This window comes from Trujillonella endophytica, assembly GCF_900110555.1.
GTDB lineage: Bacteria > Actinomycetota > Actinomycetes > Mycobacteriales > Geodermatophilaceae > Trujillonella > Trujillonella endophytica.
Map to the genome: position 1 here is coordinate 36553 of NZ_FOEE01000014.1, position 20790 is coordinate 57342.

Annotated in this window: 18 protein-coding genes; 14 read left to right on the top strand and 4 right to left on the bottom strand. The window is 74.2% G+C overall.

Features of this window, described 5'->3' with window-relative positions; all coding sequences use genetic code 11:
* Positions 1 to 17 precede the first annotated feature (17 nt).
* A complete protein-coding gene (locus tag BMY88_RS18905; protein WP_170861179.1) occupies positions 18 to 1145 on the top strand; it encodes a TIGR03617 family F420-dependent LLM class oxidoreductase in 1128 nt (375 codons plus the stop codon).
* A complete protein-coding gene (locus BMY88_RS18910) occupies positions 1132 to 1968 on the top strand; it encodes an enoyl-CoA hydratase/isomerase family protein (RefSeq protein ID WP_091947303.1) in 837 nt (278 codons plus the stop codon). Before BMY88_RS18905 ends, BMY88_RS18910 begins: the two co-directional genes overlap by 14 nt.
* Before the next feature lie 87 nt (positions 1969 to 2055).
* Here BMY88_RS18910 and BMY88_RS18915 read toward each other — a convergent pair whose 3' ends face one another.
* Complete coding sequence (locus tag BMY88_RS18915) at positions 2056 to 3630, bottom strand: AMP-binding protein (RefSeq protein ID WP_091947306.1); 1575 nt, start codon at positions 3628 to 3630, stop codon at positions 2056 to 2058.
* 232 nt (positions 3631 to 3862) lie between these two features.
* On the opposite strand from BMY88_RS18915, the gene BMY88_RS18920 reads away from it, so the two are divergent.
* The 12 genes from BMY88_RS18920 to BMY88_RS18975 all read left to right on the top strand — a co-directional run bounded on the left by BMY88_RS18920 (position 3863) and on the right by BMY88_RS18975 (position 16408).
* Positions 3863 to 4420 carry a nuclear transport factor 2 family protein gene (locus BMY88_RS18920; protein ID WP_091947309.1) on the top strand — a complete coding sequence of 186 codons (558 nt, stop codon included), beginning with the start codon at positions 3863 to 3865 and terminating at the stop codon, positions 4418 to 4420.
* A 255-nt stretch (positions 4421 to 4675) separates the two neighbouring features.
* Positions 4676 to 6139 carry a class I adenylate-forming enzyme family protein gene (locus BMY88_RS18925; RefSeq protein ID WP_170861180.1) on the top strand — a complete coding sequence of 488 codons (1464 nt, stop codon included), beginning with the start codon at positions 4676 to 4678 and terminating at the stop codon, positions 6137 to 6139.
* Positions 6140 to 6247: 108 nt separating this feature from the next.
* Positions 6248 to 7447 carry an amidohydrolase family protein gene (locus tag BMY88_RS18930; RefSeq protein ID WP_091947315.1) on the top strand — a complete coding sequence of 400 codons (1200 nt, stop codon included), beginning with the start codon at positions 6248 to 6250 and terminating at the stop codon, positions 7445 to 7447.
* A gap of 20 nt (positions 7448 to 7467) precedes the next feature.
* Positions 7468 to 8202 carry a class II aldolase/adducin family protein gene (locus tag BMY88_RS18935; protein ID WP_091947318.1) on the top strand — a complete coding sequence of 245 codons (735 nt, stop codon included), beginning with the start codon at positions 7468 to 7470 and terminating at the stop codon, positions 8200 to 8202.
* Positions 8199 to 8891: an RraA family protein gene (locus BMY88_RS18940; protein ID WP_170861181.1), complete on the top strand. Its 693-nt coding sequence runs from the start codon at positions 8199 to 8201 to the stop codon at positions 8889 to 8891. Before BMY88_RS18935 ends, BMY88_RS18940 begins: the two co-directional genes overlap by 4 nt.
* Positions 8892 to 9040: 149 nt before the next feature.
* Positions 9041 to 10366 (top strand): type III glutamate--ammonia ligase, encoded by a 1326-nt coding sequence (glnT, locus tag BMY88_RS18945; protein WP_091947324.1) that lies wholly within the window; start codon positions 9041 to 9043, stop codon positions 10364 to 10366.
* Between the two features lie 13 nt (positions 10367 to 10379).
* Positions 10380 to 11297: a class II glutamine amidotransferase domain-containing protein gene (locus BMY88_RS18950; RefSeq protein WP_091947326.1), complete on the top strand. Its 918-nt coding sequence runs from the start codon at positions 10380 to 10382 to the stop codon at positions 11295 to 11297.
* The gene (locus BMY88_RS18955; RefSeq protein ID WP_091947329.1) at positions 11294 to 11968 is read left to right on the top strand and encodes a GltB/FmdC/FwdC-like GXGXG domain-containing protein; all 675 of its coding nucleotides are present in this window, start codon (positions 11294 to 11296) and stop codon (positions 11966 to 11968) included. The genes BMY88_RS18950 and BMY88_RS18955 overlap by 4 nt, the downstream gene beginning before the upstream one ends.
* Positions 11969 to 11997: 29 nt before the next feature.
* A complete protein-coding gene (locus BMY88_RS18960; RefSeq protein WP_091947332.1) occupies positions 11998 to 13344 on the top strand; it encodes an FMN-binding glutamate synthase family protein in 1347 nt (448 codons plus the stop codon).
* Entirely contained in the window at positions 13341 to 14513 is a 1173-nt protein-coding gene (locus tag BMY88_RS18965; protein ID WP_211435720.1) for an NAD(P)/FAD-dependent oxidoreductase, read from the top strand. Before BMY88_RS18960 ends, BMY88_RS18965 begins: the two co-directional genes overlap by 4 nt.
* The gene (locus tag BMY88_RS18970; protein ID WP_211435721.1) at positions 14510 to 15715 is read left to right on the top strand and encodes an allantoate amidohydrolase; all 1206 of its coding nucleotides are present in this window, start codon (positions 14510 to 14512) and stop codon (positions 15713 to 15715) included. Before BMY88_RS18965 ends, BMY88_RS18970 begins: the two co-directional genes overlap by 4 nt.
* A 45-nt stretch (positions 15716 to 15760) precedes the next feature.
* Positions 15761 to 16408: a helix-turn-helix domain-containing protein gene (locus tag BMY88_RS18975; RefSeq protein WP_091947335.1), complete on the top strand. Its 648-nt coding sequence runs from the start codon at positions 15761 to 15763 to the stop codon at positions 16406 to 16408.
* A gap of 102 nt (positions 16409 to 16510) precedes the next feature.
* On the opposite strand, the gene BMY88_RS18980 is transcribed toward BMY88_RS18975, so the two are convergent.
* The 3 genes from BMY88_RS18980 to BMY88_RS18990 form a co-directional block, all read right to left on the bottom strand.
* Positions 16511 to 18136, bottom strand: coding sequence for a flavin-containing monooxygenase (locus tag BMY88_RS18980; RefSeq protein ID WP_091947337.1), 1626 nt, complete (start codon positions 18134 to 18136; stop codon positions 16511 to 16513).
* A complete protein-coding gene (locus BMY88_RS18985) occupies positions 18133 to 19083 on the bottom strand; it encodes an alpha/beta hydrolase (RefSeq protein WP_091947340.1) in 951 nt (316 codons plus the stop codon). The genes BMY88_RS18980 and BMY88_RS18985 overlap by 4 nt, the downstream gene beginning before the upstream one ends.
* Before the next feature lie 107 nt (positions 19084 to 19190).
* Complete coding sequence (locus BMY88_RS18990; protein ID WP_091947343.1) at positions 19191 to 20714, bottom strand: Rieske 2Fe-2S domain-containing protein; 1524 nt, start codon at positions 20712 to 20714, stop codon at positions 19191 to 19193.
* Positions 20715 to 20790: the final 76 nt, after the last annotated feature.

Here is a 20790-nt window from a genome sequence, read left to right on the forward strand (position 1 = left end):
AACCAGGAGAAGGGCGCGTGACCGCGGCCGGGCACGCCCTCCGCATCGACGCCTTCGGCGGCGGGCAGACGGTGCGGGCCGTCCAGGCCGCCGCCCGGCAGGTCGAGGACGTCGGCTTCGACGGTCTGTGGATCCCCGAGGGTGCCGCGCCGGCCTTCTCTCTGGCAGCCGTCGCCGCCGCGGCGACCGACCGGCTGATGCTCGGCACCGGGATCGCGGTCGCGTTCGCGCGCAGCCCGATGGTCACCGCGCAGGCCGCGTGGATGCTGGCCGAGGCCACGGAGGGCCGGTTCGTCCTCGGGCTGGGCACGCAGGTCAAGGCGCACGTCGAGCGCCGCTACTCGATGCCCTTCGACCCGCCCGGCCCCCGGCTGAGGGAGTACGTGCAGGCGCTGCGCGCGATCTTCGCCGCCTTCGCGCGGGAGGAGCGGCTGGCGTTCGCCGGGGACCACTACGGCTTCAGCCTGCTCCCCGAGACCTGGGCGCCGGATCCCCTGCCGTACCCGGCCCCGCCGATCCACCTCGCCGGCGTCCGGCCCTACATGTGCCGGATGATCGGCGAGGTCGCCGACGGCATCAAGGTGCACCCGCTGCACACCGTCGCCTACCTGGACGGGCTCGTGCGGCCCAACCTCGTGGCCGGGGCCGAGCGGGCCGGGCGGTCGGCCGACGAGCTCGAGGTGGTCTGTCCCGTGATGACCGCCGTCGCCGACGACGAGCGGTCCCTCGCCGAGCAGCGCGAGCGCCTGCGGGAGCGGCTGGCCTTCTACGGTTCGACGCCCGGCTACGGGGTCGTCTTCGACTCCTCCGGCTGGCCCGGCGTGGGCGAGCGGCTCCACGAGCTGGCGCGCGCCGGACGGCACGAGGAGGCCACGGCGCTGGTCACCGACGAGATGGTCGACGCCATGGCGGTCACCACGACCTGGGCGGAGCTGCCGGCGGCACTGGTGGCGAAGTACCGCGGCCGGGCCACGCGGCTCGTCTGCTACTCGACCCTCAAGCAGTGGGAGACCGACCCGGAATCGGTCGACCGGTGGCGCGACGTCGTGCGCGACGTGCGGCGGCTGGGTGAGGACCCCGCCGGCCCACCCGCCCCGCAGGCCCGGCACGAGCCCCCGCGGCGGGCCCCCGATGGCTCTCGCTGAGGTCACCGTGGCGGTGAGCGGTGGGGTCGCCGTCCTCACCCTGAACCGGCCCGATCGGCTCAACGTGTACTCCCGGGCGATGGGGGAGCAGCTCGGCGCCGCCTATGCCCGGTGCGACATCGACGACGACGTCCGCGTCGTCGTCCTCACCGGCGCGGGGAGGGCCTTCTGCGCCGGGGCCGACATGCAGCCCGAGGCCGACACCTTCCGCGGCGTGGCGCCGGAGTTCTCCGCCCAGCCGCTGTCCCTGCCCGCGTGGGAGGTGCGCAAGCCGGTCATCGCCGCGGTCAACGGCCATGCCATCGGCATCGGTCTCACCCTCGCGATGCAGTGCGACATCCGGTACGTCGCCGAGACCGCGAAGCTCGCGATCCCGCAGGTGCGCCGCGGCATGCTCGGCGACGGCGGATCGCACTGGACGGTGGCGCACGCCGCCTCGCGCGCCGTGGCGGCCGACGTCCTGCTGACCGGCCGGACGTTCCTCGGCGACGAGGCGGTGCGGCTGGGGCTGGCCTCGGCGTCGCTGCCCGCCGACGAGGTGCTGCCGAAGGCGCTGGCGGTGGCGCAGGACATCGCGGACAACTGCGCCCCGCTGTCCCTGGCCATGTCGAAGCGGCTGCTGTGGGCCGATGTCTCCCTGCCCGAGGTGGTCGACCGGGAGACCCGCTACCACCGCGTCGTCATGGGCAGCGCCGACTCCCGGGAGGGCCCGCGGGCCTGGGTGGAGCGCCGCCCGCCGCGGTGGACGTACGGAGTGGACGCCGACTGGCACCGCGTCCTCGCCGAGGAGGACCGCGTCCGGCCGGGCGAGGAGCGGACCTGAGGGCGACGGGCGACGACCGCCGCCGGGACGACGTCGACGCGATCCACGACCTGCTGGTGCGCGACGCCCAGCCCCCGTGGCGCCGGCTCACGCGTCGGGGAGGGGCTCCGCGAACAGCTCGCGGACCCGCCGCCGCTGCAGCTTCCCCGACTCCGTGCGCGGGAGGTCGGCCACGAAGTCGATGCGCCGGGGCCGCTTGAACGCGGCGAGACCGGTGCGGCAGTGGGCGTCCAGTTCCGCGCGCAGCGCGTCGTCCGCGACGATCCCGGGTGCGGGCTGGACGACGGCGAGCACCGACTGCCCCCACTCCGGGTCCGGCAGGCCGACGACGGCGGTGTCGTGCACCGCCGGGTGGGTGAGCAGGTGCTGCTCGACCTCCGCCGGGTAGACGTTGACGCCGCCGGTGATGACGAGGTCGGTCCGGCGGTCGAGCAGGAACACGTAGCCGTCGTCGTCCACGAGTCCGGTGTCGCCGGCCGTCACCAGGTTCCCGCGACGGCTCTCGGCGGTCTTCTGCGGGTCGCCGTGGTAGCTGAAGGACGGTGGCACGCCCTCGACCCCGAAGTAGATGGTGCCGGGCTCGCCGGCCGCGGCCTCCGTGCCGTCGTCCCGGACGATCCGGACCACGGTCCCGGGCAGCGGTCGGCCCACGGTGCCGGGCTTGGCCGGCCACTCCTGCGGGGACACCAGCGTGACGACGCCCTCGGTCGAGCCCAGGTACTCCCAGAGGACCGGCCCCCACTCCTCGAGCATGCGCCGCTTGACGTCGACCGGGCACGGGGCGCCGGCGTGCGCGACGATCTTCAGGGTCGACGTGTCGTAGCGGCGGCGCGTCGCCTCCGGCAGTGCGAGCAGCCGGTGGAAGTGCGTCGGGACCATGTGCGTGCTTCTGACCCCGTGCTCCGCGACGTCGCGGAGGAACGTCTCGGCGTCGAACGAGTCCTGGACGACGAGCGTGTGCCCGAGGTGCAGGAAGCCGACGGCGTGGCTGCCCGGCGCCGCGTGGTACATCGGCGAGCACACCAGGTGCACGCCCCGGCCCGGCCGCGCGCCGTAGCGGAGCAGCAGTCCCTGGGCGCGGGTCAGGGCGGCCTCGGGCGGCACGCCGGGGAGGTTCCGCCGCACGCCCTTGGGCCGGCCGGTGGTGCCCGAGGTGTAGGCCATCACCGCGCCGGCGGTGCGGCCCTCCGGGGCGGACGAGGGGTACCCGGCGCCCAGCTCCGCGTACGGCCGACAGCCGGCCGGTGCGCCACCGATCGTGAACCGGTGCCGGGGGAGGGCGTCGGCGGGGAGTCCCGGCACCGACCCGGCCCCGGCGACCAGGACCTGCGCGCCGCTGTCGGCGACGACGAAGGCGATCTCGGGCGGTGCGAGGTGCCGGTTGACGGGGACCAGGTACATCCCCACCTGGGCCGTGGCCAGCACGAGTTCGACGTACTCCGCGCCGTTGGGCACGACCGCCGCGACGACGTCGCCCGTTCCCAGCCCCAGCGCGCGCAGGTGGTGCGAGATCGCGTTCACCCGCGCGTCGAGGGCGCCGAAGCTCAGCACCGCGCCGGCGGGGGTGACGATCGCGGGCCGCCCGGGGTCCCGGGCGGCCACCGCGGAGCAGCTCGATCCCTCGTCGGTCGTGCCGGCGCTGTCGAACGGATCTGTGGCCATGGGTGCTCCCTGCGCGACGGGTGGTCCCGGCATGGTGGCAGCACGGGCGGCGGCACCCCGCTCGTGGCGAGCAACGCCCGCAAACCATCATCTTTGTATTGATGGGGGTCCCCTGCGGTGTTAGCGTCCGGACGCGACCCAGCGGGGTCCCCGGCCCCGCCCTGCGCGCCTTCCGCCCCGCCCCCGTCGTCGCGCGCGCCGCGGAAGCGGCCCCGTTCCTGGAGGAGTTCCCATGTCCGCACCCACCGAGCAGTCCAGCAGCACCGACGTCCTGGCCCGCCTGGAGGCCCTGGAGTCCCGGGTCCGCGACCTGGAGGACGTCCGCGAGATCAACGACGTCTTCCGCCGCTGGCACCGGGCGTGCACCGGTGGCTTCAACGGCATCCCCACCCACCGCACGCTGGAGGGGATCGACCTGCTGACCGACGACGCCACCATCGAGGTGCAGGGCCTGCACGAGCCCGGCACCGGCCCCACCGGCCGCGAGGCGCTGCTGGCCTACTTCAAGCCCTACCACGGCACCGAGGGGCTGCTGCCCCGTGTCTTCCAGACCGGAGTCGACTACGGCGTCACGGTCGACGGCGACACCGCCGTCCAGGAGTCGAACCTGATCATCCTGACCGGCTACCAGAACGGCGCCGCGGCCTTCAGCATGTCGCGCTACACGAACACCTACCGGCGCACCGCCGAGGGCTGGCGGATCACGCGGATCGGCCTGGAGCAGGGGTACACCATGCCGATCGACAACCTGCAGACCGCGAAGGAGTACTTCGCCTCGATGCCGCAGTGACCGGCCGCGGCGCCGACTCCTGCGAGCCCGCGCCGCGCGAAGGGCATGCCCGTCCCGACGGCGCGGGGCCGGCCACGGTGGGACCGTGACCGGCCTCGCGCCGTTCCCGTGCCGGGCGCGCTGTGCCGCACGGGCTTAAAGAGCTATGATTGTGATGATAGCGAGGACGACGACCCCCTCGGGTCGCAGACCGCCGACGGGGGTACGCCGCATGCGGGCACGGGTACCGGACCGGTTCGGGCAGGGGTGCCGCCCGTGACGGCCGCCGAGCCGGCCGAGGACTCGCTCGCCGCGCTGCTGCTGGACCACCCCGCCGCCGACGACCAGCCGCTGCTGCACACGGCGACCCGGACGCTGACCGCCGGCGAGGCCCGCGCCACCTGCCGGGCCTGGGCGGCCGAACTGCGCGCGCTGGGCGTCGTGCCGGGGGAGGCGGTCGCCGTCCGGCTGGACAACGCGCCCGAGTGCGTCCTCGCGATGGCGGCCGTCTGGACCGCCGGCGCCGTCTTCGTGCCGCTGAACCCCGCCTCGCCCGCCACCGAGATCGCGCACTCCCTCGCCGCGACGCTGCCCGCGGCGATCATCGAGTCCGGCGGCGCGGACGAGGCGGCGGTGCGCATCCGCGCCCTGGACGGCGAGCCGCGCCGCTACGAGGCGGGCGCGGCCTTCATCACCTGGACGTCGGGCACCACCGGTCCGCCCAAGGCGATCCTGCACACCCACGGCGGGTACCTGGAGCTGCTCGACCGGGTCCTCGGCCCGCTGCGGGCCGGCGGCGAGCGGACGACGGCCCGGCCCCCCTCGCCCAACCTGATCCCGGTCTCCCTGGCGCTGAACTCGGGCATCTACAACGCGCTGTTCGGCCTGCGCGCCGGCGCCCCGCTGGTGATCATGGACCGCTTCCGGCCCGAGGTCTTCGCCGAGCTGGTCGCCCGCTTCGACGTCCGGTCCGTCGTGCTCCCGCCGGCCGCGATCGCGATGCTCAACGCCTCCGACGTCGCGAGCCTGGTGCCCCTGAGGTACGTCCGCAGCATCACCGCCCCGCTGTCGCCGACCCAGGCGCGGCTGTTCCGCGAGCGGTTCGGCGTCTTCGTGCTCAACAGCTACGGCCAGGCCGAGCTCGGCGAGGTCGTCGGCTGGACCGCGGCCGACGCGCGCGAGCACCCGGAGAAGGTGGGCGCCGCCGGGCGCCCGCTGCCCGGGGTCGGCGTGCGCATCGTCGGCCCGGACGGCGGCGAGCTGCCGGCCGGCCGGGTCGGCGCGCTGCGGGTCCGGACGGCGCGGATGGCGTCGGGCTACGCCACCGGCGAGCAGTTGTCCGCGCGGATCGACGCCGACGGCTACGTGGAGACCGGGGACCTCGCGCGGATCGACGACGACGGCTTCGTCTGGATCGAGGGCCGCGCCGGGATCCTGATCAACCGCGGCGGCAACAAGGTCTTCCCCGAGCAGGTGGAAGAGGTCCTGGAGCTGTGCGCCGCGGTGGCGGAGGCGGCGGTCGTGGGTGCCCCGGACGCGCGGCTCGGCGAGGTCCCGGTCGCCTTCGTCGTCGACGCGCCGGGCCTGCCCCCGGCCACGGACGCCGAGCTGAGCGCGCTGTGCCGCGAGCACCTCGTCGCCTACAAGGTGCCGGTGGCCTTCCACCACGTGGCCGCGCTGCCGCGCACCGACGTCGGCAAGCTCCGCCGTCCCGACGTCGCCGCGATGCTGCCCAGCTGAAACGTTGTTCCATTCCCGCGTTGACCCGTGCGGAGCGACTGAACTAGGCTCAGTCTGTTTGTGCCCTGGACCACACCCGGGCGGGACCACGACCCCGGAGGTCAGACCATGACTGTCGCCCTGGACCCGGAGCTCTTCCTCCCCGAGCCCGAGCCGGCACAGGTCCGCTACACCGTGATCTCCGTCGACGACCACGTCGTCGAGCCGCCGCACCTGTTCCGCACGTGGCTGCCCGAGCGCCTGCGGCAGCGCGGCCCGCAGATGGTCGAGACCGACACCGGGGCCCTGGTCTGGGAGTTCGAGGGCAAGATCTTCAAGCAGGTGGGCATGAACGCCGTCGCCGGGCGGCGCCCGGAGACCGTGGCGATGGAGCCGTTCCGGCTCGACCAGATGCGGGCCGGCTGCTACGACGTGCACGCCCGGGTGCGGGACATGGACACCGGCGGCATCTGGGCGATGCTCAACTTCCCGTCGCAGATCACCGGCTTCAGCGGCCGGGTCTTCTTCGGCGCGCAGGACGTCGAGGTCGGGCTGGCCTGCGTGCGGGCCTGGAACGACTGGCTGTACCACGAGTGGTACCTGGCCTACCCGGAGCGGATCATCCCCGGCGGCATCACCTACCTGGCCGACCCGGTCGAGGCCGTGCGCGAGATCGAGCGCAACGCCGCCCGCGGGTTCACCTCGGTGACCTTCCCCGAGCGCCCGCACGCGATCGGCCTGCCCTCGCTGTGGGACCGCGACCACTGGGACCCGATCATCCGCGCCTGCGTGGAGACCGACACCGTCATCTCCCTGCACGTGGGCAGCTCCGGCATGCACCCCTTCCCGCCCGGCGCCCCGATCCTGGAGCTCGGCGCCACGCTGTTCGGGCAGATGTCGCTCGGCGCGTGCTGCGAGTGGCTGTGGTCGGGCTTCCCGCGCGACTACCCGGGCCTGAAGATCGCGATGAGCGAGGGCGGCATCGGATGGGTGCCGATGCTGGTCGACCGCCTGGACAACATCGTCGACCGCTCCGGTTACGGCCGCGGCTGGGCCGACCGGCCCTCGGACGTGCTGCGCCGCAACTTCTGGTTCTGCACCATCGACGACCCGTCGACGATCGCGCTGCGCGACGTCATCGGCGTCGACCACATCATGCTGGAGACCGACTACCCGCACGGGGACGGCACCTGGCCGCACACGCAGGACGTCATCGAGAAGGCGTGGGCCGGCATCCCCGCCGCGGAGCTGCGGAAGATGTGCAGCGAGAACGCGGCCGTGCTCTACCGCCACCCGCTGCCCGACGTCGTCCTCCCGCTGGACTCCTGACCCCTTTCCCTGGAGGACCGATGTCGTTCGTCCCGACCGCCGACGAGCTCGTTCCCGAGCTGACCCCGGCGCAGGAGATCGTCGTCCTGGCCCGCACGCTGTGGCGCGAGGGCTACGACGACCACCTCGCCGGGCACATCACCGTCAACCTCGGCGACGGCACCCTGCTGTGCAATCCGTGGCTGCTGAGCTGGGCGGAGTTCCGGCCGCGCGACGTCATCCGGATCGACCTCGACGGCAACCTGGTCGAGGGCGACTGGCCGGTGCCGCTCGGCATCCCGCTGCACCTGGAGCTGCACCGCGCCCGCCCCGGCGTGCAGGTGGCGCTGCACAACCACTCCCAGTACGGCACCGTCTGGGCCGACATGGGCGAGATCCCGCCCGTCTACGACCAGAGCTCCAGCCTCGGCGGCGGCGACCTGGTGCTGGTCGACGAGTACGACGGCGGCGTGGACAACTCCGCCGCGGCCGCCAAGGCCGTCGCCGCGATGGGGGACGCCGAGCTGGCCCTGCTGGCCGGCCACGGCGTCTTCGTCCTCGGCTCCACCATCCGTGCCGTGCACCAGCGGGCCGTCGCGCTCGAGCAGCGGTGTCGCACCGCGTGGCGGATCCGAGCCGCCGGGAGCCGGGCCGGCACCCGCCTGCCCGACTGGTACCTGGAGCGCAGCGCGCGGGCCGACGGCAACCGGTTCCACGGCTTCTGGGAGTCCAGCGTGCGCGCGGAGCTGCGGCGCGAGCCGACCCTGCTCTCGTGACGGCGCTCGATCCCGGCGTCCTCGCCGAGCTGGCGGGGTTCAGCACGCCGTCGGTGCTCAACGGGCTCAAGCGGCTCGGCGTCGACCCCGCCGACCTGCAGACCGTGGACCGGCATGCCGCCCGCTGCACCTCCCCGGAGCTCGGGGTGCGGGTCGGCTTCGCGGTCACCCGCACGGTCAGCACCCGCCGGCACGGCCCCCCGGCCGATCCCGAGCGCACCCGCGCGCTGACCGAGGCGGGGGAGGCGCAGCTGCGCGCGCTGCCCGGGCCGGGCTTCCTGGTCGCGCAGAACGTCGGCGACTGGCAGGGGCCGGTCTGCATCTGGGGCGACGTGGGTGCCGCGATCAACCTGGCCGCCGGCGTGGTCGGCGGCCTCACCAACGGGCCGGTGCGCGACGTCCCGGAGATGGCCGCCGCCGGGTTCGCCACGTGGTCGGCCGGGCCCGACGTCGGTGGCGGTCACGTCGAGCTGGTCGCGGTGGGGGAGCCGGTGGAGATCGGCGGCGTCCGGTTCGCCGACGGCGACCTGGTGCACGCCGACCTGCACGGTGTCGCCAGGATCCCGGTCGAGCTGGCCGCCGACCTGCCAGCCGCCGTCCGCGCGCACGAGGCGGTGGAACGGCGGGTCATGGACGTGGCCCGGAGCGGGGCCGGCGTGGCCGAGATCGCCCGCGCCTGGCGCTCCTGACCGGCTGACGCGGCCGGCCCGCCGGCGTCCCGGGTCGCGGTGCGGCGCGACGTTACGCGGACGAAACGGGCGATGACCCCCTCGGCAACACGTTTCCTATCTACTCCCATGACACGGCGATTCATTGCAGTGATCACAGGGAGTCCGGAATGTCTGAACCGAGTGCGCTGGCAGTGCTGGCCGAGAAGGCCGGGACGAGGTTCATCCTGGCGCTGTTCGTCGATCTGACCGGCAAGCCGTGCGCGAAGCTGGTGCCGGTCGAGGCCGTGGAGCAGCTGGCGACCGAGGGCGTCGGCTTCGCCGGGTACGCGGTCGGCGCGATCGGCCAGCAGCCGCGCGACCCGGACCTGATGGCGATGCCGGACGTCGCCTCGTTCACCCCCATCCCCTTCGTCAAGGAGGGGCTGGCGCTGGTGCACTGCGACCCGCACGTCGAGGGCGAGCCCTGGCCCTACGCGCCGCGGGTGATCCTCAAGGCCGCCGTCGCCCGGGCCGCGGCGGCGGGGTACGCGCCGTACGCGGGCGCCGAGGTGGAGTACTTCCTCCTCCGGCGCGACGAGCACGGCCGCCTGGTCCCCGCCGACGGCGACGACACGGCGGCCCAGCCCTGCTACGACGCGCGGGGCGTGACCCGGATGTACGACCACCTGGTCGGCATCAGCCAGGCCATGAACAGCCTGGGCTGGGGCAACTACGCCAACGACCACGAGGACGGCAACGGCCAGTTCGAGCAGAACTTCGAGTACGCCGACGCCCTCACGACCGCCGACCGGGTGGTCACCCTGCGCTATCTGCTCAACGTGATGGCGGCCGAGCGCGGGATGATCGCGACGTTCATGCCCAAGCCGTTCGCCGACCGCACCGGCTCGGGGCTGCACCTGCACCTGTCGCTGCGCGACACCGCCACCGGCGCGAGCGTCTTCCCGGCCGGCGGGGACGCGGACCCGGTCGGGCTGGGCCTGTCGAAGACGGCGTACTCGTTCGTGGCCGGCATCCTCGAGCACGCCTGCGCTCTGCAGGCGGTGATCGCGCCGACGGTCAACTCCTACAAGCGCACCGGCGCGGTCGCCTCGAGCGCCAGCGGCGCGACCTGGGCGCCGACCCTGCCGACGTACGGCGGGAACGACCGGACGCACTACGTGCGCATCCCCGACGACCAGCGGATCGAACTGCGCGGCGGGGACGGGTCGGCGAACCCTTACCTGGCCATCGCGGCCGCCGTCGGCGCGGGCCTCGACGGCATCGCCCACGGCCGCTCGCTCGGCGAGGTCGGCACCGGCCCGGACACCCCGTTCCCCGCGACGCTGCTGCACGCGGTGGAGGCGTTCGAGGGCGACGACGTGGTGACGGGCGTGCTCGACGCGGTCGGCCCGGGCGTCGCCGAGTACTTCGCGAGGCTCAAGAAGGACGAGTTCTTCGCCTACCACGCGGCGGTCTCCGCGTGGGAGCACGACCGCTACCTGACCGCGATCTGAGAGAGGAACGACGATGTGCGGGATCGTCGGGTTGCACGTGCGCAACCCCGAGCTCCACTCCCGGCTGGGCGAGCTGCTCACCGGGATGCTGTGCGCGATGGAGGACCGGGGCGCCGACTCCGCCGGCATCGCCGTCTACGGCAACGAGGCGTGGTCCCCGGCGGGCCGGGCCACGATCTCCCTGATCGACGTCGGGGCGCCGGCGGCCGAGGTGGCCGCGGCCCTGACCGCCGAGCTGGGCGCCGACGTCGTCGTCACGGAGGTGGGCGACGTCCTGCTCGCGTCCGCCGACGTGGACCCCGAGGTCCTGCCGGCCGCCGCGCGGCGTCGCTACCCGCACGTGCTCGTCGGCGGATTCGGCACCGATCTGGCCGTGCTCAAGGGCGTCGGCCGCCCGCGCGACCTCGCGCAGCGGTGGGGGCTGGCGGCGGCGCAGGGCTGGCAGGGTGTCGGTCACACGCGGATGGCCACGGAGTCGGCGGTCACCCCCGCCGGCGCGCACCCCTACGCCGTCGGCCCCGACCAGTGCCTGGTCCACAACGGGTCCTTCTCCAACCACGCCACGATCCGCCGCGAGCTGCTGGCCGCCGGGGTCGAGTTCGACTCGCTCAACGACACCGAGGTCGGCGCCCGCTTCGTGGCCCACCGGCTGGCCGCCGGCCGGGACGTCGCGACCGCACTGACCGACCTGACGACGACGTTCGACGGCTTCTACACGCTCCTGGTCTCCGACCGGAACTCCTTCGCCGTCGTGCGCGACGCCATCGCCTGCAAGCCCGCCGTGATCGCCGAGACCGGCGACTGGGTGGCGATGGCCAGCGAGTTCCGCGCGCTGGCCCACCTGCCGGGGATCGAGGACGCCCGGATCTGGGAGCCGGAGCCGGAGGTCATCTACGCCTGGACCCGCGCGCAGGAAGTGGTGACCGCATGAGCACCACCTTCGACCTGGCCACGACCCCGCTGCGGGAGGTCAACGCCGCCCTGCACGCCCCCGGCATCTCCGGCGACTTCGTCATCGGCAACCCCCAGGGGGCCCACAACGTCGCCGTCGGCCTCGACGCCCCGGTGAGCGTGACCGTCGAGGGGCACGTCGGCTACTACGCGGCGGGGATGAACCAGCGCGCCGACGTGACGATCCGCGGCAACGCCGGCACCGGACTGGCCGAGAACATGATGAGCGGAACGGTGCACGTCACCGGCAACGCCTCGCAATCCGCCGGCGCCACCGGCCGCGGGGGGCTCCTGGTCGTCGACGGGGACGCGGCGGCCCGGTGCGGCATCTCGCTCAAGGGGCTCGACGTCGTCGTCGGCGGCTCGGTCGGCCACATGAGCGCGTTCATGGCCCAGCGCGGGCGGATGGTCGTGCGCGGTGACGCCGGCGACGCCCTGGGCGACTCGATCTACGAGGCCCGGCTCTACGTGCGCGGCCGCGTGCAGAGCCTGGGCGCCGACTGCGAGCCCAAGGAGATGCGCGCCGAGCACCTCGAGGAGCTGGCGGACCTGCTCAAGACCGCCGGCTTCGAGGAGGACGACCCGGCGTCCTACACCCGCTACGGATCGGCCCGCACGCTCTACCACTTCCACTCGGACAACACGTACTGATGACGACGAGCCCGCGAACGGGGACCCCGATGACGAGCGCTCCCGACGACCTGGCCAGCCGTGGGCTGCGCGAGTCGGCGACCTTCGACCGCACCACCATCGCCGCCATCCAGCGCGCGGCCGAGACCGGGATCTACGACATCCGCGGCTGGGGCGCCAAGCGCGCCCTGCCGCACTTCGACGACCTGCTGTTCCTCGGCGCCAGCATGAGCCGCTACCCGTTGGAGGGCTACCGCGAGAGGTGCGGCACCGACGTGGTGCTCGGCGCCCGGAACGCGCGGTTCCCGCTGCACCTGGACATCCCGGTCACCATCGCCGGCATGTCCTTCGGGGCGCTCTCGGGTCGCGCCAAGGAGGCGCTGGGCCGGGGCGCGTCGGAGACCGGCACCTCGACCACCACCGGCGACGGCGGCATGACCCAGGAGGAGCGCGGCCACTCCCAGCACCTCGTTTACCAGTACCTCCCCAACCGCTACGGCATGAACCCCGACGACCTGCGGCGCGCCGACGCCATCGAGATCGTGCTCGGGCAGGGCGCCAAGCCCGGCGGCGGCGGGATGCTCCTGGGGCAGAAGGTCTCCGAGCGGGTCGCCGGCATGCGCGACCTGCCGGTCGGCATCGACCAGCGGTCGGCCTCCCGGCACCCCGACTGGACCGGGCCCGACGACCTGACGATCAAGATCAACGAGCTGCGGGAGATCACCGACTGGGAGAAGCCGATCTACGTCAAGGTCGGCGCCAGCCGCACCTACTACGACGTCAAGCTGGCCGTCCACGCCGGCGCCGACGTCGTGGTGGTCGACGGGATGCAGGGCGGCACCGCGGCCACCCAGGAGGTCTTCATCGAGCACGTCGGCATCCCCACGATCGCCGCGATCCCGCAGGCCGTGCAGGCCCTGCAGGAGCTGGGCGTGCACAAGAAGCCCGACGGCGTCCAGCTGATCGTGTCCGGCGGGATCCGCAACGGGGCCGACGTCGCCAAGTGCCTCGCCCTCGGCGCCGACGCGGTCGCGATCGGCACGGCCGCGCTCATCGCACTGGGTGACAACCACCCCCGCTATGCCGCCGCGTACCAGGCCCTGGGGTCCGCGGCCGGCTTCTACGACCAGTTCCAGGCGGGGCAGGACCCGGCCGGCATCACCACGCAGGACCCCGACCTCCAGCAGGCGCTCGACCCGGTCGCCGGCGGACGGCGGGTCGCCAACTTCCTCCGGGTGCTGACCATGGAGGCCCAGACGGTCGCCCGCGCGTGCGGCAAGGCCCACGTCACCCACCTCGAGCCCGAGGACATGGTGGCCCTGACCGTCGAGGCCGCCGCGATGACGCGGATCCCGCTCGCCGGCACCAGCTGGATCCCAGGGCAGGGGTCCTGGTGAGGGCGATCGTCATCGGGGGCGGGCTGATCGGCCTGTCCATCGCGCGCGCGCTCGCCGAGCGCGGCGTCGGCGACGTCCTCGTCCTCGAGCGCCGGGAGCTGGTCAGCGGGGGCACCGGCAAGTCCAGCGGGATCGTCCGCGCGCACTACGGCGTCCCCTCCATCGCCGCCATGGCGTGGCGCAGCCTGCCCACGTTCGAGGATCTGGGTGCCGAGGTGGGCTTCCGGCAGGTCGGCTACGCCGTCCTCGTGGGCGAGGAGAACGTCGCCGCGCTCGCGGCCAACACCGCGATGCACCGGTCCCTCGGGATCGAGGTCGACCTGATCGACCTCGACGAGCTCTCGGCCCTGTGGCCGATGCTGAACGTCGAGGACGTCGCCTCGGCCTCGTTCGAGCCCCGCGGCGGCTTCGCCGACGCAACCCAGCTCGGGCTGCACTTCGGCCGGGTGGCCCGCGACCACGGCGCCCGGATCCGGCAGAACGCCCCGGTCGCGCGGCTGCTCACCACCGGCGACCGGGTCACCGGCGTGGAGCTGGCGAACGGCGAGGTGTGCGAGGCCGACGTGGTCGTCCTCGCGTCGGGCTGGTGGTCGGCGAAGCTGCTGGCCGACGTCGGGATCGAGTTCCCGATGGCGGCCTACCGCTCGGAGCTGCTCGTCGTCGACGCCGGCGAGCCGCTGCCGGACCTGCCCGTCCTCTCCGACCTGGTGAGCCTCCAGTACTGCCGGGTCGAGGGCGCCGGCCAGTTCCTCGTCGGCAACAGCGACCACGCCGACGTCGAGGACAAGATCGTCGATCCCGACGACTACTCCAACATCGCGACCGAGGCGAGCATCGAGAGGTACGCGCACAAGGTGCTGCACCGCTTCCCGGGGTTCCCCGACCCCTCGGTCACCCACACCTATGCCGGCGTCTACGACGTGCCCCCGGACTGGAACCCGGTCATCGCCCCCGCGCCCGGCCTCGACGGACTCGTCCTGGCCGCGGGCTTCGCCGGGCACGGGTTCAAGATCAGCCCCGCCGTCGGGGACCTCGTGGCCGACCTCGTCCTGGAGGGCGACAGCACCGACCCCGACGTCCCCGCGGCGGACTTCCGGCTGGAGCGGTTCGCCGAGGGCCGGCCGCTGGCGAGCCTGCACCCCTACGTGGGGGCGGGGGAGATGCGGTGACCCGCGCGCGCACGACCGTGGGCGGCCTGCTGGCCGAGATCGCCGCGATCGGCCGGGCGGCCGACTCCGGCGGCTACCGCCGGTTCGCGTGGACCCGGGCCGACGCCGACCTCCGGGAGTGGTTCGCGGGCTCGGCGACGGCGCTGGGCCTGGACGTGACCGAGGACCGCGTCGGCAACCAGTGGGCGTGGTGGGGCGACCCCGACGCGAGCGCGGCCGCCGGCCGGCCCGGCGTCGTCACGGGGTCGCACCTGGACTCGGTGCCCGACGGCGGCGCCTTCGACGGGCCGCTCGGGGTGGCCTCCTCGCTCGCCGCCGTCGCGGCGCTGAAGGCCGAGGGCTTCGTGCCCGGCCGGGCCCTGGGCGTGGCCAACTTCGTCGACGAGGAGGGCGCGCGGTTCGGGGTCGCCTGCGCGGGGTCGCGGGTGCTGACCGGCGCCATGACCGCCGACCACGCGCTCGGCCTGACCGACGCCGACGGGACGACCATGGCCGACGCGCTGCGGTCGGCCGGTCGCGAGCCCGGGGTCATGGGGCGCGACGACGAGACCCTTGCCCGCATCGGCACGTTCGTGGAGCTGCACATCGAGCAGGGCCGCCACCTCGGCGACACCCCGTGGCCGGTGGCGGTCGGCTCGGCCATCTGGCCGCACGGCCGCTGGCGCTTCGACTTCGCCGGCGAGGCCAATCACGCCGGCACGACCCGGCTGGCCGACCGGCGCGACCCGATGCTCGACCTCGCCGCCCTGATCCAGGCGGCCCGGCGCTCCGCCGAGGAGCTCGGCTGCGTCGCCACCGTCGGCAAGGTCCGGGTGCTGCCCAACGGGGTGAACGCGATCCCGTCGGCGGTCAGCGGATGGCTGGACGCCCGCGGTCCCGACGAGGCGGCGGTCCGGCGGCTCGTGCCGTCGGTGGAGGCGGCCCTGGGACATCCGGCGGTCACGGAGTCGTTCACGGCGGACACGCGGTTCGACGCCGACCTGGCAGCGGGGCTGGCCGACCTCCTCGGCGGCGTGCCGGTCATCGGCACCGGCGCCGGCCACGACGCCGGCATCCTCTCCACCGCGGGCGTCCGCTCGGCGATGCTCTTCGTGCGCAATCCGACCGGGGTCTCGCACTCGCCGGCGGAGCACGCCGGGGACGACGACTGCGAGGCGGGCGTGGGTGCGCTGGCGACAGTCCTGCGCTCCCTCGCCGGCTGACCCGGGCGTTTCCTGCCAGTGGACGATCACTCGTACCCTGCATCGATGACCGATCCCTCGCTGCTCCGCAACGCCTCGGGCACCGCGCGCGACCGGGCGCCGGGCGAGCCGATCGAGGAGCTCGAGCTCGAGGCGGCGATCGGCCGCAACGTCCGCGAGCTCCGCCTCCGGCACGGCTGGTCGATCGCGGACCTCGCCGGCCGGACCGGGATCTCCAAGGCGATGCTCTCCAAGATCGAGAACGCGCTGACCTCGTGCAGCCTGGGCACCCTCGCCGCGCTGTCCAGGGGACTGGACGTGCCCGTCACCTCGCTGTTCCGCGGCGCGGACGTCGAGCGGCCGGCCTCCTTCGTCAAGGCCGGGCAGGGCACGCCCATCGTCCGCAACGGCACCCGGGCCGGGCACGAGTACAACCTGCTCGGCGGGCTGCGGGGCGAGCACAAGCGGCTCGAGTGCCTGCTGGTCACCCTCACCGACGCGAGCGAGGCCTATCCGCTGTTCCAGCACCCGGGCACCGAGTTCATCTACGTGCTCGAGGGCGCCATGGACTACGGCCACAGCCGCTCGGTGTACCGGCTGGAGGCCGGGGACTCGCTGCAGATCGACGGCGAGGGCGCGCACGGGCCCGTCGACCTGGTGCGGCTGCCCATCCGCTTCCTGTCGATCATCGCCTTTCCCGACGACGCCGTCTGACGTGCTCCCGGTCCGCGCCGCCGGCGGACCGACGGGCGAGGGACGCGCCCGTGCCCGACCCCGCCCCCGTGCCGAGGACCCGCCGACCCGCCAGGCGACCGGTCACAGCGGCGCCTGCTCCCGGGCGCCGGTCATGGCGAAGCCGCGGTACCCGTCGGTGGCGATGCCGTCGGCGACCACGCGGTAGTTGTCGAGGCCGCCGGCGTAGGGGAGGAAGAGGCGGGGTTTGCCGGGGATGTTCGTGCCCAGGTACCAGGAGCTCGGCGCATGGCGGTGCAGCGTGAGCTGCGTGGTCGCCCGGACCTGGTCGGTCCACCAGTCGCGGGCGGCGGGCTCGGCCTCGGTCCGGGTCCAGCCGTGCGCGCGCAGGTGCACGAGGTGGCCGCTGATCCAGTCGACGTGGTGCTCGATGGCGATGACCACGGTGACCAGTACCGAGGGGCTGCCCGGCCCGGTGACGGTGAACAGGTTGGGGAAGCCGGGCACGGTGAGGCCGAGGTACGTCTGCGCGCCAGGGGCCCACTCGTCGGCCAGGCTCTGGCCGTCGGTGCCGCGGATGTCGATCCGGGTGAGGGCGCCGGTGAGGGCGTCGAAGCCGGTGGCGAGGACGACGGTGTCGAAGGCGTACTCGGCGGCGGTGGTGCGCAGCCCGGTGGGGGTGAAGGTCTCGATCGTCTCGGCGCGCAGGTCGACCAGCTCCACGTCCGGCCGGTTGAACGTCTCGTAGTAGGCGGTGTCGACACAGATCCGCTTGCTGCCGATCGGGTGGCCGGTCGGGACGAGCTTCTCGGCCGTCGCCGGGTCGTGCACGATCGAGCGGATCTTGTCCCGCACGAAGTCGGCGAGCAGGGCGTTGGCCTCGAGGTCCTTGCTGGTGTCGATGTAGGTGCCGAGGAACTCGTTGCCGCCGAACTGCCAGGCCTTCTCCAGATCGGCCATCCGCTCCTCGGGGGAGACGTCGAGGATGCGCTTGCCGGTGGTGGGGATGACGTGGCCGGCGCGGGTCGTGAAGGTGGCGGCGCGGCGGTCGGCCCAGTGGGCCTTCGCCCGGGCGACCTCGTCGGGGGGCAGCGGCCGGTTCTGCGCGGGGACGCTGAAGTTCGCCGTCCGCTGGAACACGGTGACGTGCTCGGCCTGCTCCGCGATCTCGGGGACGGCCTGGATGCCGGTGGAGCCGGTGCCGATGACCGCGACCCGCTTGCCGGTGAGGTCGACGCCGTCGGCGGGCCACCGGGAGGTGTGGAGCGCCTGCCCGGCGAAGTCCTCGATCCCGGCGAAGGGCGGGGTCTGAGCGGCCGACAGGGCTCCGGCGGCCGAGATCAGGAAGCGGCAGGTGACCGTCGTGCCGGTGTCGGTGACCACCCGCCAGCCGGTGAGCTCCTCGTCCCAGGCCGCGGCGGTGACGCGGGTGTCGAACGTGATGTGCGGGAGGACGTCGAGGCGCTCGGCGACGAACCGGGCGTAGCGCTGGATCTCCGGCTGCGTCGCGAACCGCTCGCTCCAGGTCCAGTCCCGGTCCAGCTCCTCCGAGAAGGAGTACTGGTAGGCCAGGCTCGGGACGTCGCAGCGGGCGCCGGGGTAGCGGTTCCAGAACCACACCCCGCCGACGTCGCTGCCGGCCTCGAACGCCCGCACGCCGAAGCCGGCCTCGCGCAGCTTGTGGACGGCGTAGATGCCGCCGAAGCCGGCACCGATCACGAGGCAGTCGACGTCGGGGGTGGGGGTCATCGTGGGTCTCCGGTCGGGGTGGGGGAGGCGAGGCCGCGGCGCAGGGCGTCGACGAGCTCGGCGCGCATCCGGCGGGACACCCCGGCCTGCGGAAGGGCGCCGGCCGAGCCGTGGAAGGTGCCGGGGAAGGCGTGCAGCTCCACCGGGACCCCGGCGGTCATGAGCCGGGCGGCGTAGGCGATGCCCTCGTCGCGCAGCGGGTCGAACTCGGCGACGGCGAGGTAGGCCGGGGGGAGCCCGGCCAGGTCGCCGGCTCGCGCCGGCGAGGCGTAGGGGGAGGGCGCCGAGTCGCCGAGGTAGTGCGACCAGGCCTGCTGCGCGTTGGCGAGGTTCCACAGCGGGGTGTCGGTGAAGGCCAGCATCGACGCCGTGTCCAGGCGGTCGTCGAGGACCGGGATGTCCAGCAGCTGGAAGGCCACGGCCGGCCCGCCCCGGTCCCGGGCGGCGAGCGCGAGCGCCGCCGCGAGCCCGGCACCGGCGCTGACCCCGCCGACGGCGATCCGCGCCGGGTCGACGCCCAGCTCGGCGGCGTGCTCGGCCAGCCAGCACAGCCCGGTCCAGCAGTCGTCGAACGCGGCCGGGAACCGGTGCTCGGGCGCCAGCCGGTAGTCCACCGACACCACCACCGCGCCGACCTCGGCGCACAGCCCCGCGGGGGAGGCGAGGTCGGTCTCGGCGCTGTGCATGACGTAGCCGCCCCCGTGGGCGTACAGCAGCGCCGGCAGGGGACCGGGCATGTCGGGGCGGAACACCACCACCGGCACCTCGACGCCGCCGACGCCGGGCACCGTCCGGCGCGCCACCGTGACGCCCGGAGGAGGCGTGAAGGGCGGCCGCCCGGCCTGCATCGCGGTCAGCGTCGCCCGGGCGGCAGTCGCGTCGGTGACGTCGAGGTCGGGGAGCAGCGGCACGAACGGCGCCAGCTCGGGGTCGAAGCGTCGGGCCATGCGGCTCCTCCTCGGTGAGGGGTCCGGTCGGATCGGCGGACGCCATCCCGCCACCATCAGTGCAAACATAGTTAGTTTGCGGCCGGCTCCGCCCGCGCGCGCTCCGGTCAGCCGGAGGTCGGCGCCGGTGCGCTGCGCAGGTCCATCCCGCGGACGGTGAGGCAGGCGCCGTCGGCCAGCCGCCACCGCCACCCGTGCACGCCGCAGGTCAGGACGCCGTCCTCGACCGACCCCACCTCGGTCAGGTCGGCCTGCTGGTGCGGGCACAGCCGCTGGACGGTCCAGCCGTCGATCGTCACGTCGTCCCCGCCGGAGTGCCGGTGGGTCAGCCAGGACTCCAGCCGGCCGAGCCGGACCGGGTCGAGGCTGCCGAGGAACAGGAAGACCAGCTCGTTCTCGCGGCCGATGCGGCGGGCGGTGAAGCGCCCGGACAGGAAGAGGCTGTGCACCCAGTCGGTCTCCCGGACGGCGACGAGGTGCTCGAGCAGCGCGCGGTCCACCCTCAGCTCGTAGCGGACCTTCTCGCCGTCGTAGGCGCGCACCGAGCGGCCGCGGAAGTCCAGCAGCACGTCGACGTCGCCGCGGCCGGCGTCGGCGCCGGTCAGCCGCACGGCCGTGCCCACCCCGTCGGCGACGGCGGGGAAGCTCGTCAGCAAGGGCTCCCACCACGCCCGCAGCTCGGCGAGGACGTCGAGGTCGCGGGCGGGCGGGGCATCCCACGGGGCGCGGTCCGTTCCCCGCAGGAGCGCCGCCTTGTCCGCGTACACGGCCTCGCCGGCCGGGAGCGCGTGGGTCACCGGCATGCCGGCCTCGCGCGGGTCCGCCGTCGACCCGGGCAGGAGCAGCCGGACGTTGTCGTAGCCCCGCTCGGCCATCCAGTCGCGGAACTCGGTCGGGTCGAGGTGGGTGCTCCCGCCGTCCTCACCGAGCCGGTTGAGGTGCGCGAGGCCGTCGTCCCGGAAGGCCGGCGGGCCCCCGATGGGGACGACGTAGGCCGCGCCCACCTCGCTGACGTACCGGCGGGCGGTGCGGAACGCGTGGGCGCGCAGGTCGTCCGCGATGGCGCGTCTCGCCTGCTCGGGCAGGTCGTACGCCATCGGCGACCAGCCCGCCGGGGTCGCCTGCAGCAGGTGGACGTCGACCGGCCCGAGGGCGGTGAACAGCCGCAGGTCCCGCGGCTGCGCCTCGCCCTGGACGAGCACGGTGGCCGTGCCGTCGGAGAGCCACACGACCGCCTGGCCCGACGGGCCGTCGGTGGGGCGGGTCTGAGCGTCGATTCCGACGCGGAGGCCGCCGAGGTCGGTGACCACGCCGGCGCGGGTCTCGACGAACCGGGTGAACCCGGCGCCGGCCAGCCGGTCGCGGAGCTCGGTCGTGGGGAGGTCGGGCAGGAGGACGGAGACGTCGCGGCGCACGTGCCGGCGCAGCAGCTCCAGGTCCAGGTGATCGGGGGCGACGGAGGTGACGACGAGGTGGTCGGTGTCGGCCAGCCGCGCCCAGTCCAGGCCGGCATTGTCGGGGAACGGCGTCCAGGCGCCCAGGTACGCCGGCGTCGTCCACGGGTCGACGAGCACGCTGCCCGCGGCGGTGTCGATGCGCAGGCCGGCGTGGCCGAGCCCGGTGATCCGCATGGGTGCTGCTCCTCCTGGCGGGGTCGTCGGGCGGCGCGGTGCTGAGTGTCGTTCAGGAGTCTGACACCGGCACGGG

Coding starts and splice junctions, on each gene's coding strand:
- BMY88_RS18910 (WP_091947303.1), top strand. CDS start 1,132: ATGGCTCTCGCTGAGGTCACCGTGGCGGTGAGCGGTGGGGTCGCCGTC.
- BMY88_RS18950 (WP_091947326.1), top strand. CDS start 10,380: ATGTGCGGGATCGTCGGGTTGCACGTGCGCAACCCCGAGCTCCACTCC.
- BMY88_RS18915 (WP_091947306.1), bottom strand. CDS start 3,630: ATGGCCACAGATCCGTTCGACAGCGCCGGCACGACCGACGAGGGATCG.
- BMY88_RS18935 (WP_091947318.1), top strand. CDS start 7,468: ATGTCGTTCGTCCCGACCGCCGACGAGCTCGTTCCCGAGCTGACCCCG.
- BMY88_RS18955 (WP_091947329.1), top strand. CDS start 11,294: ATGAGCACCACCTTCGACCTGGCCACGACCCCGCTGCGGGAGGTCAAC.
- BMY88_RS18985 (WP_091947340.1), bottom strand. CDS start 19,083: ATGGCCCGACGCTTCGACCCCGAGCTGGCGCCGTTCGTGCCGCTGCTC.
- BMY88_RS18990 (WP_091947343.1), bottom strand. CDS start 20,714: ATGCGGATCACCGGGCTCGGCCACGCCGGCCTGCGCATCGACACCGCC.
- BMY88_RS18920 (WP_091947309.1), top strand. CDS start 3,863: ATGTCCGCACCCACCGAGCAGTCCAGCAGCACCGACGTCCTGGCCCGC.
- BMY88_RS18980 (WP_091947337.1), bottom strand. CDS start 18,136: ATGACCCCCACCCCCGACGTCGACTGCCTCGTGATCGGTGCCGGCTTC.
- BMY88_RS18960 (WP_091947332.1), top strand. CDS start 11,998: ATGACGAGCGCTCCCGACGACCTGGCCAGCCGTGGGCTGCGCGAGTCG.
- BMY88_RS18975 (WP_091947335.1), top strand. CDS start 15,761: ATGACCGATCCCTCGCTGCTCCGCAACGCCTCGGGCACCGCGCGCGAC.
- BMY88_RS18930 (WP_091947315.1), top strand. CDS start 6,248: ATGACTGTCGCCCTGGACCCGGAGCTCTTCCTCCCCGAGCCCGAGCCG.
- glnT (WP_091947324.1), top strand. CDS start 9,041: ATGTCTGAACCGAGTGCGCTGGCAGTGCTGGCCGAGAAGGCCGGGACG.